This window comes from Sphingomonas silueang (genome assembly GCF_040049155.1).
GTDB lineage: Bacteria > Pseudomonadota > Alphaproteobacteria > Sphingomonadales > Sphingomonadaceae > Sphingomonas > Sphingomonas silueang.
The window spans coordinates 37496-54443 of sequence record NZ_JBDZDK010000027.1 but is presented as its reverse complement, the minus strand read 5'-3'; the positions used below and the strand labels follow the sequence as shown (position 1 = coordinate 54443).

The window sequence follows — 16948 nt, the reverse complement described above, 5'->3', positions numbered from 1 at the left end:
GTCCCGTTCTCCTTTCGAAGTTTCAGCCCGAGGGCACCGGTAAGCTCGGTGGGCAGATGCCATTGCCAACAAGCATCACGTCATCAGACGCACTCCTTTCTCGCGCCACAACGGCGCACACCAGCCCCCCTCTTCTGGACCTCCGTACTCGCGGTCGATTTCGTAGAAAGCGAGGATGCTGCGCATGGGACGGTGCTTTCGGGTTCGAGCGCACGGTCGATTCCATCCGCTCTCCCCTGCCCTCCCCCTCCGCTCCCCGTGCAGAAGGGGAGGCCGGTCATCGACGGCGCCGTGCGGCCTCGGCGGTCAGCGTGTCGACCAGATCACTGTGGTCGGCGAGTATGTTGTCATGGGGATCGGAGATGACGGTCGCTGCGCGGTCCAGCAGGTCGGCAAGGACACGGTCCTTGTTGGGAGCGCTCGTTCGGTTCGGACGCGACGGCTCGTCTCCCGCCTTGTCCATCAGGACGACGACGATCGAGGGCTTTTCGTCTTCGTCAAGCGGCCGGCTGTCGATGATGTGCCGTCCGCCGCGCGTGATCGCGAAGGCGTTGAAGGTGGGTGATACCCCGTTATCGGCGTTTGGGATGACGGTGCCGCGATCGTGGAACTGGATGTCGACGAAGCGCGCCGGGCCATCATAGCCCTTGCCCATGAACGAGAAGGTGATGCGGCGTCCCTCGCTCGTCTTCGCCGTGATCGTGAACGCGCCGTCGGGTATCTCGACGGGCTTGTGGGGCACGTCGTTGAACCCCGCGAAACCGATCGAGACGGCATCGTCGCGGGTCATGACGGGCAGGTCGGTGATGTCAGCCATGGGGATCCTTTCAGCTTGGGAAACACGAGCCAGCGGCGCGGCACTTGCGAGCCTCGTCCGGGCCTCGTTCGACCCGGACCGCGCAATCTGGTAGGAAGCCGGTCGACCAGAACGGGAGACCGAGCATGAAACTGGCAATTCTGAGCGTTATCGGCGCGATGGCGGCGACACCGGCCGCGGCGCAGGTATTTGACATGGGCGGGCTGACCGGCACGCTCTCGCAGGACGCGGTCACCCAATCCGAGGAACGGCGGGCGAACTCGAGGTCGGCGCATGCAAGGGAGATGCAGCGCAGCGCGAAATATGATGACGAACGCACGATCTGCACGCGCTCGTTGCCGATGGCACGCGCCGATCTGGGCGCCCGGAACCCCAGGGTCGCGCAGCTCGCCGCTGCCTGCCGGCGGGCCGGCTATTAAGCGGCCCGGCGCACCGCCTGCGCCATCAGCGGCGTCGCCGCGGCGAAGGTGCGCAACGTCGAGGCGATAGCCGGGCGAAGCTTTGCCTTGCTCGACACGGTGATCTCGGGTGCAAGCGGTGTCCCGTCGGGTGCGGCGTAGCCGGTCGCGGTCAGGTCGCCGGTCGTGACGCGGATCAGATGCCCCTTGTGCGGTGCGGGACCGACATGGCGCGCGGTGAACTCGCCAAGCCGCCCGGTCAGCCCGGTAATCGCCTTGCCCCAGCGGATATGCCCCGCTGCCATCGTTTCGTGGTCGCAGCGCCCGCGAGCCAGCCAGATGCGCAGGTGGCTGCGCTGCTGGAGCCGCGTGTTGCGGGTGCGTTCCATCGTGCGCGTCAGCGGCAGCGCGCCGGCGATTCCGTCGAGCAGGTCGAGGTCATGGCCCTGTAGCGTCACCAGCACGTCGTCATAGTCACGCTCGCCGACAAGCCCGGTGAGCTGCCGGTGCAGGTGTTCGCGATCGGCATGGATGTGCACGCCGCTATCGAGGCGATCCGCCGCGACGAACCCGCCCTCGGTAAGCACCACGATCGTCGCGGCCTCGGAGCCGGGATGGGCGTGGATCAGGTCGAGAAAGTCCCATGCCGGATCACCGCCGATATCGTTGGCCGACAGGACCACGAGACGGCGCGACCAGCGCGCGGGTCGCGGCTCGTCGCTCGGCTTGGGCCAGCTTCCTGGAAGCGGCCTGCCGGTCACCGTCGCGATCGGCGCGGGCGGCAGATTGTGGCGGCGCAGGTCGGCGGTGAAGGCGCGCCTCGCGGCATCGAACAGGTCGGTGCGGTCCCCGCCGCCATCGGTGAAGCCCCGGTCATAGGCGGCACGGCGTTCGCCGAGCGGTACGTCCGAGGGGATGCCGTCCGGGTAATGATGCGGCCAGCCCGCGTGTGCGGCATACCAGCCATCGGCATAGCGGCACGCACAATCCCAGACATAGCCATAGTCGTCGCGCCCCTGCAGGAGTGCGATGTCGCGATCGTCACCGCGTCCCTGCTCGACCTGGGCCTGCGTGAAGGCGAAGTTGGTCGCCTCGCGCTGTGCCCTGGTTTCGGCCGCGATCGCGTCGTTGACGACGCGCATCGCGGCGATCCTCTCGCGGCCGCGCGCCATGCGCGCTTCCACCGGCGCCTGTGCCGGCAGATCGGGGAAGTCGCGCCACGCGCGCGCGATGGCATCGGCATGGGCAGGCGTGCGGCCGCGTTCGAGCCAGCACGCAGGATCGGCCGGGTCGAACGGTGGTTCTACCGGCTGCGCTGCGGCGCTCATCCGTGGAAGGGCGCGGGCAGCGCCATCCATTGTGCCGCGTCGAACGCCGACAGATCGACCTCAGCCGCCTCGTCGCCCCGGCACACCGTGGCGCGGTCAAGCCCGACCAGACCGTCCGTCCGGTTCCAGAATGCGATCTCGCCCTCGGGACTGCGCACCGCGAGGACATGGCCGTCGATGCCGTCGTGGCGGTTTTCGGCACGCAGCAGCGCGTGCTCGAGAATCCCGGTCGTGCTGTGCCAGTCGATACCGTCAGCGGTGATGACGACGCACCCGCCTCCGAACTCGCCAGGATGAAGCCGGTCGCAGTCGCTCGACCACGCAAAGCCGCACGGCAGCGCGGAGGGACAGGCGATGCGGATCAGTTTGGCGACCGGCTCGACACCGAACTGGTCACCGGAGAACAGCGCCTGCACCAGGCCGTTCGCGTCGGGTTCGGACAGGTCGATCCGGCAGTCCAGGTAAGGGAAGCTCCAATCGTCGAACAGGTCGAGGAAGCTCTCGAACATGCTCGTTCCTTTCGGCGGGAACAGCGCATGGAAGGCGGTGCCGAGACTGTCGTAGCCGAGCGCGAGATCCTCGTCGGCGCCATTGGTGTCGAGGATGTCGACCGCGCGCTCGGCGAGCCGCAGCATGTTCGCCTCCCCGGCAGTGACGGTGAGCGCGAACGCGGCCTTGGTGTAGCTGTTGGCCATGGGGATTTCTCCATTTCGGATGGATCGGCGCCATGCGCCGTAAGTCTGCCGTTCAGGCGGATGCGGCGAGCCGTGCGCGGGCAGTCGCGGCCTCGGCGGGGAAGGCGGCGGCAAGGTTGGCATGAAGGACGGCGAAGTCGGCTACCGGGAAAGTGCCGTCGCAGGCAGGACGCGTCGTCATCAGCGCGCCGATGACGATGGCAGCGGTGTCGATATGATCGACGACCGGCACAGGTCCGGCGTAGCTGACCGGCGCGCGGAAACCCGCCTCGATCCAGGTGGCAAGCCCATCCTCAACGGCTTCGGCATAGGCTGACACCGCGGCGTCATCCTCATCGGTGATGCGCAACCCAAGCGTGCGGTAGCAGCCGAAGTCGTGGTGGTTGGCGATGGTCCTGAAGCGGCACCCTGCGGGCGGCGCGCCGTGGCGCGCGATCAGCGCGCAGCGATACGCCTCGATCTCGAGCGCATTCAGCGTGTCGAAGTCGGGCGACCGGCCGAGTTGCGCGCAATCTTCTTCGGCCGGACCGGCACCAAGGTCGATCGTGTAGGACATGGGGGGGGTTCTCCGTCGATCCAGTACCGGATCGACCATCCCTTCCCCCTCCCCTTCGCTACCCCGGGGCAGGCTGGATCAGCGGGTAATGAACCGCCTGGCAGCAAGCTGCGCTTCGCCATCCGATTGCCCGAGCGTCTTCAGCCGGTCGGTTTCGAGACGGATGGCAAGGTCGGATGGAAGGCTGGCCCAGCGCGACGCGATCGTCACCGCCTCGCGGGCGTTGGCAAGCTCGCCGATCGCGGTGCCGTGCCATGCCACGGTCTCTTCCTCGCCGGCGAGGTGGGGATGCGGACGCAGCACCTGTACGAAGAAGGTCTGCATCGGCCTGTCCCATCCGATGAAGACGGTGGACGCGCCATCGAGGCCGGGGAACTGGTGGCGGCTCATGGTGATAACCTCCTGGTCAGGCTGCAAGCGTGTTCCATTCAGGGTGCCACGGACGCGGCCTTGGCTCAAAGCGTAGGATGCCGGTGGCGAGGTGATGACCATCGGCCGCGCGTTTCTCCAGCCAGTCGCGGTAAAGGACGGCATCGGCAAGATCGCCGGCGAGCAGATCGTCGAGCATCGCGGACTGGCGGGCGATCTCGTCCGGGAGCGCGTGCCAGTCGAGCGCGTCGAGGAAGTCCTTGCGTCGCTCGAGGTAGCGGGTCAGCCGCGCGACCTCGGCACGCGCGGCGGCGATGGCGGGATCGATGTCCATGGGCGCTCTCCCGTCAGGCGGTCATCAGTGCCGGCAGCGCCACAGGCGCCGTCAGCTCGAGGTCGCGGCGGATGCGGCGCGCAAGCCGTTCGGGGTCGATGAGTTCGCGCATCGCGGCATAATGGTTGGGCGGACCCGCCGGATCGCGCGTCACGCCGGCACGGCGGTAGAGCAGTTCGCGACCTTCGCGCAGCCGCCCGATCGTCAGTTCGAGATGAAGATCGGACGTGCGCAGCACGATCTCACCCGCCATCGAGACCTCGCCGGGCAGCGAATGGATATCGAAGGCATCGGGCGCGACGTCGAGCGCGGCGGCAAGCCGGCGCAGCGCCTTTCGGCCATCGATATGGAAACGCTCCTTGGCGACCGCATCATAGGCAACGCCGCGGATCGCGAGCGACAGCAGCGGGGGGAAGCGTCGCAGTGCCGCCACGCGGTCGGCGCAGGTGCCGCGCAGCACGGTGTCGTCGGGGCGGGCGGCGCAGATGGCGGCGAGATGGCGGGCGAGCAGCACGATCGCGGGATCGCTGTTCGCATCGAGCCCGGCATGCCGGCAGTCCTCGATCGCCTTTTCGATCGCGTGGATCGTGGTCGGGATGGTGGTCAGCGCGCTGGGATCGAGCGCCTGCTGGTGGCGGAATGCGACGTCGAACATGGGGGGCGTCTCCGGGTCGGAAGCGCGACCATCGCGCTCGCCCTCCCGTCCCCTCTCCCCTCCGGTCGCCCTGCCGTTCGGCGTCAGCCGAAGGCGCGCATCAGGCTCATCATGCCGCCAAGTGCCGCGATCAGTACGACCTGGCTGCCGATGAGCCAACGGATCGTATCGTTCTTGGCCGACGCGATCTCGGTCCGCACCTTGGCCATCTCGGTATGCACCGTGGCGATCTCGGCCTTGAGATAATCCTTGGTGACCAGATCCTCGCGCGAGGTGACCATGGTGTCGCCAAGAATGGTCGCAATGGCGTCGGCGAGCGGCTTGGCCGCACCGGCGGTTTCGAGGTCGCGTGAAGCGCGGATGCTGTTGAACATGGTCGCCATCGTCGTCGATCTTTCTATCATATGGGTGAACGGTCGGGAATGCGCAAAGTCTCGCGTGCTCAGGCGGCCGGCACCCACTTTTCCATGTCGTCGCCCTGGCGCAGACAGACTTGGCAGGTGGTGGCATCATAGGTCGAGGCAAGCGACCAGGCCTGCGTCTCGCGGTCCCACACCGCGGCGGCATCCTTCACCAGGTCATCGCTGCCGCATTTGTCGCAGACCGGCGTCACGCATGGCGTACCGCGCGCGCGCAGCGGCTCGGCGCCGCAGATGCTCCAGTCACCATAAAGTGTACCGCCATGCGGCAGGCAGTCGCCGTCGAGCTGGATGGCGTGCTCACCATACCCGTCGTGGAAATGGATTTGGGCATCGGGAAAATGCTTTTCCATGACCTCGCGCGCGCCGCGCAGCTTCACGTCACTACCATAGGTGGTGTGGACGTAGCTGAGGGGGCCGATGGTGGGGCCTTCGCGGCCCCAGGTGTCGAGGTCCTGCTCGAGGGCATCGCGACCGTGGAAGAGGTGGAGATAGACGCTCATCGTCGGAATCCTTTCAGTCAGGGTAAAGCGCGACGGCACTGTCCGCTCGCGCGCAAGGCGACACGCGTTCAGGCGAGCGCGGCGACCTGCTTGGTGATGGGAGCCATGCTCTCGACCTGGACCGCGCCGAGGCTCTCGAAGGTTTCGACCTCGGTGCGCTCGGCATAGCGGGCCTTGTCGACCAGGCCGTAGCGTACCTCGCCGGTATAGTTGGCGAACCCCAGCGCATCGACGCCGGCAAGCTGGCGGAACACCACCCCGACCTTGCCCGTAGGCACCCAGTCGGCCCAATCGCCATAGGCGGCGGTCGAGACATAACCCCCGATGACGGCTTGATACGCGGCGCGCCGGCGCGAGACATTGCTGTCGCGCGGGGTCACCGCCTTGCCGGTGAAGGCACCATAGGCGTCAGGCAGCCAGTTACGCGCGATGTCGTGGGCGAGCGGCAGTTCGAGATCACGCAGCGGATCGCGGGTAGCGCGCCATTCAGGCTCGAAGGCGAGCATCACGCGGGTCCAGTCGACATCCTCCTCAGATGCGGCATCGTCACGCCGTAAAAGCGCGGGCATCGCCGATTGGCGCTCGTCGGAAAGCAGGAAACCGCCATGGCTGGCGGTGGTGACATGCCAGATGCCGGGAAGGCGCTGGTCGGCGGTCTGCAACGGTCCCCATGGGCTGTGGTCGGGACGTGGGGATGAAGCGAAGAGGGTCATGGCGGTCGGCTCCCTTGATCGGATACGCCCGTCTCCCCCCCCCTCCGCTCCCATGACCCGGTAATCGCGGTAATCGCGATGTTCGCCGTAATCGCGGTGTTCGCGGTTACCGCGAGGATCCGCGTGGCTCGCATGACAGGCGCTCGCCGCGCCGCCAGCGAGCCGGCTCGATGAAGCTGCCCTCGTGCGCGCCGATACGAGCCGCGACCGCGCGGTCATAGGCGGCGACGTAGCGGGCCGCGCGTGCGGGATCGGCCCTGAGATACCCGGTCACCGGCAGGGCAAGGCCCGCGGCGATCATCGTCTCGCCAAGGTCGCGGCCATCGACCGTAACCGTGCCGACCGGGCGACCGTAGCTGGCGCTCCCGGTCAGCCGGATCGTGGCCTCGCCCCCCTTGAGCATCCGGGCGGCACGGTCCTGCGCTGCCTTGCCGCATTGCCAGCAACCCGTGTTGCCTTGGCACCATTGCCGGCTCTCAAAGGCATCGGCGCCCGACAGGCGGATATCGATCGTGACGGTGTCGCCATCGAGCGCGCGGCCGCGTGCCGCGATGGTAGAGGCAGGCGATGCGGCATCGTTCGGGGCGGCTGCCGAACAGGCGGTGGCGAGCGCCAGCGCACCAAAGAGGGTCAGGCGCATCGGTCGAGCTTTCGCGGCTCAATGCCGGGATGGGCGACGTCGATGACCCGCCAGGGTTGCAACGGGTCGGACGTGGCGACGACGGCGACGTGCTCGCCGGCCTCGGTCAGGCGCACTGCGACGCGGACCGCGTTGGAACGGCAGCACAGCAGGCGGCGTAGCGGGGACAGGGCTTCGGACATGGCGGACCTCGTGATTTCGGTGCAGGTGTCGCATGACGGCGCGCTCACGCGAACAGCGTCTTGTGAACGCGGGTTTGCGGCAACGCCTGCCATGCCAGCGTGCGGACCCCTCGGATGTGGTAGAGGCCGAAGCCCTCGACCGGACGAAAGGCGATCCCGCGCCTGTGCTTCACCACGGTGAAGTCGGTGCCGTGATGGCCATCGGTAAAGGTAAGCGGTACGGCGAGGCGGATGCGCATGCCCTCGGTCAGCTTGCGGGCGCGCAGGCGCAGATTGGCAAGGCAGCGGCGTCGCCACTGGAGCGCGTTTTCATTATCGCTCGAAGTCAGCAGGCGCAGGATGCGTTCGGGGCAATCGTCCTCGCACGGCCCCATCGATTCCTCCATGTCCTTGTACCCGAAATGTTCTCCATCCTTGTTGCGCGGGTTCCAGCGTATCAGGCAGACGACCGCGAAGATCTCGCTACCCTTGCCGTCGGTCATGACCTGCGCCGCGGCGTAATAGGTGTTCATGCCGACGATCGCGCTGTCGAGGATGCGCAGCCCGGTGGCGGTGCCCTCGGGCTGTTCGCGCTCATAGGTGAATTGCGCGTCGAGATAGGCCTTGGGTGTCTCGTGTCCGCCCATCGCGTAGCGGCTCATGAACAACCATCCCATGACGGGTCTCCTTGTTGGGGGTGGAAAGGGTCAGGCCGCGATCGCGGCCGGTATTTCCGGTTCGCCTGCGGCGGGGGCTTTCTGCTCGCCTGCTGCGGGCGTCGAAAAGCCGCGCAGATAGGCGAACGCCTGTTCGGCCCTGGCAGCGGCGGTGAAGATCGCCGACGTGTCGGCGCGCATCACGGTCATCCAGTGCGAAACGTAGCTCGCGTGGCTGTCGTGGAGCGAGGTCGGCAGGCCGAGGTCGGCGCAGATCATGCTCGCGGTCAGTTCCGCGGTGAGTTCTTCCATCGCGTACGCACGGTCGCCGAAGCGTTTGCCGAAGGTGCGCGCGAGCCGCGCCGGAGCGCCCGACCAATGCGCCGTCTCATGGCCCCTGGTGGAGGCGTAGGCGTCGCCCGATGCAAAGCTGCCGGGATGCGGCAGCTGGATGCGGTCGGTGCCGGGGCAGTAATATGCTTCGTCCCCGCCGTGGCGTACCCTGGCCGGGATCGCGGTGAAGAAGGCATCGATCGCGTCCTGCCGCTGCGAGAGCAGGGCCGGCGTCGGGGGAACGTCACGCGGATAATACCAGGCCGGCAGGCCGTCGATCTCGTCTGCATTGTAGACGGCGTAGCTGCGCAGGAAGCGGATGAAGCGCGCCGCGCTCTCGCCGGTGAGCATGGGTTGGCCGGGCTTCCTGAATACCGAGGCGTAGATCGACATGGAGGGACAGGCGCCCGGACGGATGCACCCTCCCAATTCCCCGGCCTGGCGCGCGGTCATCCAGTAGCGGCTGCGATAGCCGCGCATGTCGGCAGTCGCCCACAACCAGAGCGTATTGATGCCCGAATACGGTGTGCCTTCGTGGCGCAGCGGCCGTCCGCCCTCGCCGGTCAGCGACCAGCTCCGCGCCCATGGCAAGATGCCGGCCTCGAGCCGGGCCAGGATCGTAGCGGTGACCTCGCCCGCGATGTCGCGGACGGACGGGATGCGGGACATGGGACAGGTCTCCGGTGGGTGCGGCAGGGCAGCGGTCCGGCTCGGGCCGAAATGACACCGCAAGGCGGGGGGCTGCGAAGGGCGCAGGTGTCGAAACAGCATCGCCGGCAGTTGCGCACTGCCGGCGATGCCGTGTGCCGGTCATTCGGCCGCGACGATCTCGATCTCGTCATTGGCGGCGTCGTTGATGTTCGCCGCGTCATCGTCGGGATCGTTGCCGATGAGGTCGGCGATATCGATGTCGTCCCCGATATCGTCACCGGCATCGTCATCGTCATCGATGCCGGGATCCTGCGACACGATCAGGTCGGCAAAGCCCGCATCGGCGTCGTCGTTGTTCCCGGTGTCAGCATCGTCGGCCTGGTCGAGGAAGCGCATCGCGTTCGGCACCCAGGCAAGCGCCGCAGCCTTCACCTCGGCCTCGACGATCGCTTCGCCGGCGAACAGCTTCTCGCAGCTTGCCGCGATCTCGGGCTTCTTCTGGCTGGCATGGCGAGCCGACAGCGCCGGTCCGCCAACCTCATCGAGCAGCGACAGGAGCACGCCCTTCGACACCCGGTCGAAGAAGTTCTCCGCCGTCGGCCGCCACCAGGTTGCCACATCGATGTCGAGGATCGTGGCAAGCCGGTTCTGCAGCGCGTTCTGCTTCGCCGTGTAGCCGTCCTTTGCCTCGAAGGATGCCGCCACGATCCACGCCAGCCACGCGGTCTTCGCCTCGTCGCCAAGTGCCCGGAACGCCTCGAACCGCCCGATCGTCGCTGCTCCGCTGCTCGACTTGTCGCAAGCCTCCGTCCACGACGCATCCAGCCCGTCATAGGCTTCAGCCAGATAGTCGCGCGCACGGGTCGCCGGCACGCTCTTTGCCAGCATCGGATCCTGCGGGTGGCTCGCCCGGATCGTGGTGCCGCTGTGCGAGAGCATGTTCACCCGCCCGTCGATCATCGCGAACAGCAGATAGTCGAGCGCCAGCGCGGGATTGGCGAGGATCGAGGCCGCCAGCACGTCGCGCCGCTGCACCGTGAGCTGGTCGTACAGTACCTGGCTGAGCGCCTTGCCACCGGGAGCCTCGGCCTCGGGCGCGACCGGCGCCGCGGCCGACCGCCCCGTCGTCACCGGACCCTCCTCGATGTGGAAACCCCGGGGTGCGCGTTCACCGCCATCCTCGCCGGCTTTGTCTTCATCGCCATCGGCGTCGGGCTCGATCGCGACGACCCGGATCGGGGTTTCGCTATAATAGGTCGTGTCGAGCGTGGTGGTGCCGTCGCGGCCGAGCAGCAGGAAGGTGCCGACCTTCTGCTTCAGTTCGTCGGGCAGGATCTGCGGGCGGTCGTGGATCTCCTGCGCCTCGTCCGAGAGCGTCTCATGCTCTTCCTCGAGCGCGGCATAGGTCGCCTCGTCCTCGTCACCCTCGACGCCCTGCATCGCGTCCTCGATTTCCTCGAGCCGCGTCGCGATCGTATCGAGCCGTTCGGCCTGCTCGAGCGTCAGCGGGAGCGTCGGGAGGTGGATGCGATGCAGGTCGCGCGCCGCTTCCCAGGTGCTGGTGCCGGCGATCGGGCGGACCCAGGCCAGCCCCTGTTCCTCGCCCAGGCGCAGCGCCTCGGCTTCCAGCTTCGCGGCCGCCAGTGTCTGCGCGATGCCGGGATCGACCCAGCGATCGCCGTCGTCGCTGAACAGATCGTTCTCGACCTTGCCCCCGGCCGCGACATAGGCAGCCTCGCCGACGTAGCGCGCAACAGGTTCGCTCGACTTCATCGTCTCGTTGGCGATAATCCGCCGGATCGAGTCCGCGCTCTGGTAGCTCTGGTTGCCATAGGCCTGCCACACCATCAGCTGGCGGTCCTGGCTCGCCGTCGAGGCATACGCCTTGGCGATATCGAGGCTGATCCGCCGTTCGGCGAGCGCGGTGAAGATCGGCTCGGCCAGATCGGCGAGGCGCAGCCGCCCTTCCACGAAGCGGCGCGTGATGCCGAAGCGCCTGGCCACGCCGTCGATATCCCCGCCCGTGCCCATGAAATGCTGAAACGCGCGGCATTCGTCGGCCGGGTTCATCGCCAGCTTCTGGAAGTTCTCGGCAAGCGAGGTTTCCGACAGCAAGGCATCGCTGCCCGACAACACCAGCACAGGCACGTCATAGGACGCGGCATCGATGTCGCCGCGTTGTGCCAGCAGTTCGAGCGCGCGCAGGCGCCGGCTGCCGGCGATGACCGCGAAGGTGCCGCGCGGCTTTTTCGCCGGCGTCACGATCAGGTTCTGGATGAGCCCGCGCGCCGCAATGTCAGCGGCCAGTTGCTCGATAAAATCCTCGCCCGCCTGGCGGACGTTGATCGGCGACAGCACCAGCTTCGCCAGCTTCACGCTCTGAATGGTCATGGAGGACACTCCTTCTCGCGCCCGGACCAAATCCCGGACACAAGAACTCCTCCCCCTTCCCTCCCTGATCCCGGGATTGACCCGGGAACCCGTGCATCAGGGCACCGGCTGTCGTCAGTCCTTTGCCAATGCGGCAGGCTTCTCCCCTCGACGATCGATCCACCATTTGGCATCCGTCATCATTGTCAGGCGCTCGATGCTGTCCGGCGATGCCGTGCGCAGCACGGCGAGCTTCTCGGCCCGGATGGTCGTCGCCCATGCCACTTGGCGTTGGCTGCCGATAAGATCGGGGAGACCAAGGTCGGCGACCCCTGCGAGGGCCGCCTCCGCCCTGGCGGCTGACACCTCCGTGTAGCATGCCTTGCATTTGCGGCGGGCAAGTTTGGTGGCCTCGCGTTCGGTGTCGAACGTCGATAGTCCATAGACCTGGTGTGTGGCGACGTGACCGCAGGCGTGTGTGATTTCCCGTTCCATGGCGGTGTCCTATCATAGCGGTCCAGGGCGAACACCCGCCTGCGCCCAGCACGACTCCGGCAGTGCCGCTCAAGCAACCTTGAGGATCCGGGCCAGCACGGTTTCGGCATCGTTGGCGGGCACGAACACGCGGGTCTTGTACGAGATGATCTCGGTGAAGCAGCCAAGCGACTTCAGCCAGGGAAGCTGGGTCGCCGGCGCATCCACGATCTCGACACGCGAATTGCCGTTCACGAGCGAGCGTTTGAGCGTCATCGCGAACGGGCGGGTCACCTCGACGCTGCGACCCGACAGCACCGAGCGCGCGATCGCATCGACCGGGAGGTCATCGGGGGTCACCAGTCCCAGCTTGGTATAGAGTTGTGCGACATGGGTGTCGAAGACGAGCCGGCCGAGCCAGCTATTGCCGGCATTATCGACGATGCGATTGACCGCCATATGGTCGGAGGGCAGCGCCGACCAGATCGGCAGCAGTAGCCCCGTTGCGAGCCGGATCGTCTCGATCTCAGGGGTAACCAGCGCCTCGGCGACTTCGATTTCCCAGAGCGTCGCGAACGTATCGTGGTCGATCACTTCCCATGCGGTTTCGCCAAGTTCGGCCTCGCGCAGATACTCGCGCCGGCACGGCCGCTGGAGTTCGAGCCGCGCGATCGGCAGCCCGTCATCGTCCATCCAGGCGCGTGCCTTGCTCATCAACGCGACGCGTTCGGACTTGGCGTTGCGCACGAAGCGGGCAGTGTCGTCCCAGCGGGCGAAGTCGAGAACGCGTTCGAGCGTGAGCGGGTTCTTCCTTCGCTCGGTTTCGATGGTGAGGAGGTGTGAGGTCGCGCCGCTGCGCGGATCGGTGCGCAGCACGACATCATCGATCAGCGCCGCGCGCTCGACCATGATCGTCTCGACGCCGACATCGAGCGTACCGGCCTGGCGGGCGGCGGCAACGCGGGTCTCGACCAGCGTCAGGAACTCCTCAAAGATCGCGTTCTGCAACGCGATCGGCAGCGCCAGCAGGCGGTTGAGCCACCGCGGGATCGGAGGAAGATCATCCTTGAGCACGCCGTCGCTGTCGTGAAGTTCGAGGCCCGTGCGGCGGGTGAAGTCGTCGAGCGAGATGCTGGTCAGCTTGCCGCGGTTCAGGAGGTGGAACCAGGTAACCAGCGCATCCTTGGCATAGTCGCTCTCGAGATTGTCGGCCGGATCGAACAGGTTCTGGCCACCTGTCTGCCGCTGACCGCGGGTGAGCGCGCCAAGGCTGTCGAGCCGCCGCGCTATCGTCGAGGTGAACCGCAGCTCGCCCTTGCAGTCGGTCGTGACGGGGCGGAACAGCGGGGTCGATGCCTGATGCGTGCGGTGGGTGCGTCCCAGCCCCTGGATCGCGCGATCGGCGCGCCAGCCCGGCTCCAGCAGGAAGTGGACGCGCTGCTCGCGGTTCACCGCGTCGAGACTTGCATGGTAGGAGCGGCCGGTGCCGCCGGCATCGGAGAAGATCAGGATGCGCTTGGCCCCGGCCATGAAGGCGGCGCTGTCCGCCTGCCCTGAGCGCGCGGTGCGGCTCTCGATCTTCTGGCGCCCGTCGGCGCCGGTCACGAGCCGTCGGGTCCGTCCGGTCACCTCGGCGACCGCATCGGTGCCGAAGCGGTCGATGACGGCATCGAGGCCCGACTGGATCGGGGGTAGCGCGCACAATTGCTCGATCAGGGCATCGCGCGCGGCTTCCGCATCTGGGTTGTGAACCGGATTGCCATGCTCGTCGCGCATCGGCCGCGACCGGACATTTCCGCTATCGTCGGAATAATTCTCCTGCTGCTGCGTCGGGAAAGCGCGCATCAGATAGTCGACGACATATTCGACCGGGCTGAGCGAGATGTCGAGGTCGGCGCGTTCTTCCGGCGTCAGGCTCGAGAGCCGGCGGTCGAGGATGGCTTCGGCCGTGGTGACCAGTTGGAGAACGACCGACTGACCGGCCTTCAGATGCTCCTCGACCGCGGCGATGACGGTCGGCAGCTTCATCGCGAGCAGCACCTGGCCGAAGAAGCGCTGCTTGGTCGATTCCAGACGGCTGCGTGCCGATGCCTTTGCGCCGCTGTTGAGGGTGGAGCCATCGAGACTGTCGACCACCCCGGTCAGCGCCAGCGCCTCTTCCATGTTCCGATGGATGATCTCCCAACCCTGAGCATATTGGTCGTAGATCGCAATCTGTTCGGGGGTGAGCGTATGGCGCAGCACGTCATATTCGACCCCGGCGAAGCTCAGCGCGCGGGCGATGTAGAGGCCGAGCGCCTTCAGGTCGCGCGCCACCAGTTCCATCGCGGCGATGCCGCCCTGTCGGATCTGGCTGATGAACGCGGTGCGGTCGGCAAAGGCGGTTTCGGGTCCCCACAGGCCGAGCCGCACCGCATAGGCGAGGTTGTTGACGTCGGACGCGCCCGTCGCCGAGGCGTACAGGACGCGGGCGAGCGGTAGGTGGTTCTGGAGCAGGACGCCGCAAATGCCCTGCTGCGACCCTTCGGTCTTGCCAAGCGCGCCTTCGCCGCCCGCGACACCGCCCATCTCATGTGCCTCGTCAAAGGCGATCACCCCGTCGAAGTCGGGACCGGCCCAATCGAGGATCTGCTGGAGGCGGGTGCTGTCGGCTCGAGCGGAGCGCAGCGTCGGATAGCTGACGAACAACACGCCCTCGTCGAGCGTGATGGGCTGATCGATCTTCCAGTTGGAGAGCGGCTGCACGTCGCCGGTGAGACCGCCAAGCGCGGTCCAGTCACGCCGCGCGTCATCGAGCAGCGGCTCGTTCTTACTGACCCAGATGTGGCGGCGTCTGCCCGACAGCCAATTGTCGAGGATGCACGCCGCGACCTGCCGCCCCTTGCCGGCGCCGGTGCCGTCGCCGAGGAAGAAGCCCTGCCGGTACTGGCGGCCGTCGTCGGTATCGAGCGCGAGGCCGACGCCTTCCTTGTCGGGGCGGAATCTGCCGGGCAGCATCCGGGTCCAGGCGTGGCCGGCATAGACGACGGTCTCGAGCTGGGAGGCCGATAGCAGCCGTTCGGTGACCGTGCGTTCGGGCAGGGACGGAACATGGGTCGGGACCGGCATCGGGATTGATCCCATCGCAACAGATTCAACCAGCGCGGTCGGATGCTCGCCGGCGGCCGTGAAGGCGATCCGGCTTGGGCGGTAGGGCAGATAGACGCCGGCCTGATCGCCAAGCGGTGCCGGTGTGTCCAGCGCGGCATAACCGACCGGCAGCACGTCGTTGCGCCGCGGAGCGTGGACCGGGCGTGGCGGCGCGGATCGGGTGACGCGCGCTGCGCCGAACATCGAGACGCCGGGGACCGGCGCGCGAAAGGTGAGTTTCGGGGTATCGGCGAGTGCGAGCCGTGGCGGCACGCTCAGCGCCGGCACCAGGTCGGCAACCGATGCGCGCTGGATGGTGACGGGAGGCGCGCCGCCTGCGGCCTTGTCGATGACGTAGAGCCGGACCGCGATATCGGTGCCGTGCTTCCTGTAGCAATGCTCGAGCCGGATCGAGGTGCGGACCGTCACGCCGGTCAGCACGGTATCGAACGCCTTTTGCATCCTGGCCGAGGGTGCGAACCAGTCAGGCATGATCGCGACGACGCGGCCGCCTTTGCGGACGCGGCGCAGCGCGGCCTGGAGGTGGCGCACTGCTGCGAGGTCGTCGACGCCCCGCCCGACGCTGCGGGAAAAGGGCGGGTTCATGACGATGACCGAGGGTTGGGGTAGATCCGCATGATGGCTGACCAGCGCGGCGCCGTCATGCCCGGTGATGGTGGCTGAAGGAAAGATGTCGGCAAGCCGCGCGCGGCGTCGCGGATCGATCTCATTGAGCTGCAACGCCGCGTAAGCCGGCATCTGCGCCGCGAGGAGGCCGTTGCCGGCGCTGGGTTCCAGCACGACGTCTTCGGCGTCGATCGCCGCCAGCAACACCACGATCGCAGCGATATCGGCCGGCGTCGAGAATTGCTGGAAGTCGATCTGTTCCTCGCTGCGGACGGTCTGGGTGGGCAGCCGCTCCATCAGCGCCGATGCGTGGGCGACATCGATCAGCGACGTCATCGACCAGGACGCCGCCGCAAGATGCAGCGCGACGGCATGTTCCAGCATCTCGAAGCTGTCGCGCTGGGTCCAGCACCCCTCGGCGTCGCTGCCGCCAAATGCGGCCGTCATCGCACTATTGAGGTCGCGGCGCGTAACGGGAGCATTGCCCGCGACGACGGGGAGCAGCCGGTGCGCGGCGACATGCGCAGGGATGACGGCAGGCCGTGCGGCCAGATCGAGAAGGTCGGTCATCGAGGAAACTCCGTCAGGATCGCTGCCCGTCCGGCAGCTCAGCCTCCCCCCTCTCGCTCCTCTCCATTGCACCCAGGGCCGTCCGGCAGCGCCGGTGGCTGAAACCGGAACCTGGCGACGCCTCTGCGCGATTGTCTGATGTTGTGTTGAAGAGGAGTCACACGATGGGCGAGTTCACTGACAAGGCGAAAGCGGCGGGCAACAAGCTCGTGGGCAGCGCCAAGGAAGCGATCGGCAACGCGACCGATAACGAGCAGCTGGCGGATGAGGGCGAGGCGCAGCAGACCAAGGGCACCGGGCAGGACGTCAAGGGCTCGGTGAAGGGCGCGCTCGGCGACGATATCTAGTTGTAGGCGCTTGCAATCGTAGCGGCGTCTGCTCGCAAACAGCCGGTTTTCTGCTCACGCTCTCTGCCACTGGCGGGTGGCATCCTGCTCGAATTATCTGCCAGCGTGCTCGCCATCATCCGGGGCTGCTCGCAATCGGACATGGCTGCTCACATTATCCGCTCCGGGCGGATGCTAAAGGCGGGTTCATTGCACGGGCGGGA

The 16948-nt window shown here is 67.1% G+C and carries 19 protein-coding genes; 2 read left to right on the top strand and 17 right to left on the bottom strand.

The window, feature by feature from the left end:
- Positions 1-277 precede the first annotated feature (277 nt).
- The gene (locus tag ABLE43_RS18670; RefSeq protein ID WP_018250444.1) at positions 278-817 is read right to left on the bottom strand and encodes a hypothetical protein; all 540 of its coding nucleotides are present in this window, start codon (positions 815-817) and stop codon (positions 278-280) included.
- 125 nt (positions 818-942) lie between these two features.
- Here ABLE43_RS18670 and ABLE43_RS18665 point away from each other — a divergent pair, with 125 nt between their 5' ends.
- Entirely contained in the window at positions 943-1236 is a 294-nt protein-coding gene (locus ABLE43_RS18665) for a hypothetical protein (RefSeq protein ID WP_097352038.1), read from the top strand.
- On the opposite strand, the gene ABLE43_RS18660 is transcribed toward ABLE43_RS18665, so the two are convergent.
- The 16 genes from ABLE43_RS18660 to ABLE43_RS18585 form a co-directional block, all read right to left on the bottom strand.
- Positions 1233-2543, bottom strand: a complete 1311-nt coding sequence (locus ABLE43_RS18660; protein WP_097352037.1) for a hypothetical protein — start codon at positions 2541-2543, stop codon at positions 1233-1235. The two genes, ABLE43_RS18665 and ABLE43_RS18660, sit on opposite strands and share 4 nt — an antisense overlap.
- Entirely contained in the window at positions 2540-3238 is a 699-nt protein-coding gene (locus ABLE43_RS18655; RefSeq protein WP_018250447.1) for a hypothetical protein, read from the bottom strand. The genes ABLE43_RS18660 and ABLE43_RS18655 overlap by 4 nt, the downstream gene beginning before the upstream one ends.
- Before the next feature lie 52 nt (positions 3239-3290).
- The gene (locus ABLE43_RS18650) at positions 3291-3794 is read right to left on the bottom strand and encodes a hypothetical protein (protein ID WP_018250448.1); all 504 of its coding nucleotides are present in this window, start codon (positions 3792-3794) and stop codon (positions 3291-3293) included.
- 78 nt (positions 3795-3872) lie between these two features.
- The gene (locus ABLE43_RS18645; protein WP_018250449.1) at positions 3873-4184 is read right to left on the bottom strand and encodes a hypothetical protein; all 312 of its coding nucleotides are present in this window, start codon (positions 4182-4184) and stop codon (positions 3873-3875) included.
- A 16-nt stretch (positions 4185-4200) separates the two neighbouring features.
- Complete coding sequence (locus tag ABLE43_RS18640; protein WP_018250450.1) at positions 4201-4497, bottom strand: hypothetical protein; 297 nt, start codon at positions 4495-4497, stop codon at positions 4201-4203.
- Positions 4498-4510: 13 nt separating this feature from the next.
- A complete protein-coding gene (locus ABLE43_RS18635) occupies positions 4511-5152 on the bottom strand; it encodes a hypothetical protein (RefSeq protein WP_018250451.1) in 642 nt (213 codons plus the stop codon).
- Between the two features lie 83 nt (positions 5153-5235).
- Entirely contained in the window at positions 5236-5535 is a 300-nt protein-coding gene (locus ABLE43_RS18630; RefSeq protein WP_018250452.1) for a CCDC90 family protein, read from the bottom strand.
- A gap of 59 nt (positions 5536-5594) precedes the next feature.
- Positions 5595-6074 carry a hypothetical protein gene (locus tag ABLE43_RS18625; RefSeq protein ID WP_018250453.1) on the bottom strand — a complete coding sequence of 160 codons (480 nt, stop codon included), beginning with the start codon at positions 6072-6074 and terminating at the stop codon, positions 5595-5597.
- Positions 6075-6142: 68 nt separating this feature from the next.
- A complete protein-coding gene (locus ABLE43_RS18620; RefSeq protein ID WP_348979731.1) occupies positions 6143-6787 on the bottom strand; it encodes a DUF7007 domain-containing protein in 645 nt (214 codons plus the stop codon).
- A 106-nt stretch (positions 6788-6893) separates the two neighbouring features.
- Positions 6894-7427: a thermonuclease family protein gene (locus ABLE43_RS18615; protein ID WP_018250455.1), complete on the bottom strand. Its 534-nt coding sequence runs from the start codon at positions 7425-7427 to the stop codon at positions 6894-6896.
- Entirely contained in the window at positions 7418-7609 is a 192-nt protein-coding gene (locus ABLE43_RS18610; protein ID WP_018250456.1) for a hypothetical protein, read from the bottom strand. The genes ABLE43_RS18615 and ABLE43_RS18610 overlap by 10 nt, the downstream gene beginning before the upstream one ends.
- Positions 7610-7653: 44 nt before the next feature.
- On the bottom strand, positions 7654-8265 hold the full coding sequence (locus ABLE43_RS18605) for a DUF6927 domain-containing protein (RefSeq protein WP_020493463.1): 612 nt from the start codon (positions 8263-8265) through the stop codon (positions 7654-7656).
- Positions 8266-8295: 30 nt separating this feature from the next.
- A complete protein-coding gene (locus tag ABLE43_RS18600; RefSeq protein WP_018250458.1) occupies positions 8296-9246 on the bottom strand; it encodes an ArdC family protein in 951 nt (316 codons plus the stop codon).
- Between the two features lie 141 nt (positions 9247-9387).
- Entirely contained in the window at positions 9388-11619 is a 2232-nt protein-coding gene (locus tag ABLE43_RS18595; protein WP_018250459.1) for a ParB/RepB/Spo0J family partition protein, read from the bottom strand.
- Between the two features lie 114 nt (positions 11620-11733).
- Positions 11734-12093, bottom strand: a complete 360-nt coding sequence (locus ABLE43_RS18590; RefSeq protein ID WP_018250460.1) for a hypothetical protein — start codon at positions 12091-12093, stop codon at positions 11734-11736.
- A gap of 69 nt (positions 12094-12162) precedes the next feature.
- Positions 12163-16398, bottom strand: coding sequence for a strawberry notch family protein (locus tag ABLE43_RS18585; protein WP_018250461.1), 4236 nt, complete (start codon positions 16396-16398; stop codon positions 12163-12165).
- 164 nt (positions 16399-16562) lie between these two features.
- Here ABLE43_RS18585 and ABLE43_RS18580 point away from each other — a divergent pair, with 164 nt between their 5' ends.
- A complete protein-coding gene (locus tag ABLE43_RS18580; RefSeq protein ID WP_018250462.1) occupies positions 16563-16745 on the top strand; it encodes a CsbD family protein in 183 nt (60 codons plus the stop codon).
- Positions 16746-16948 lie beyond the last annotated feature (203 nt).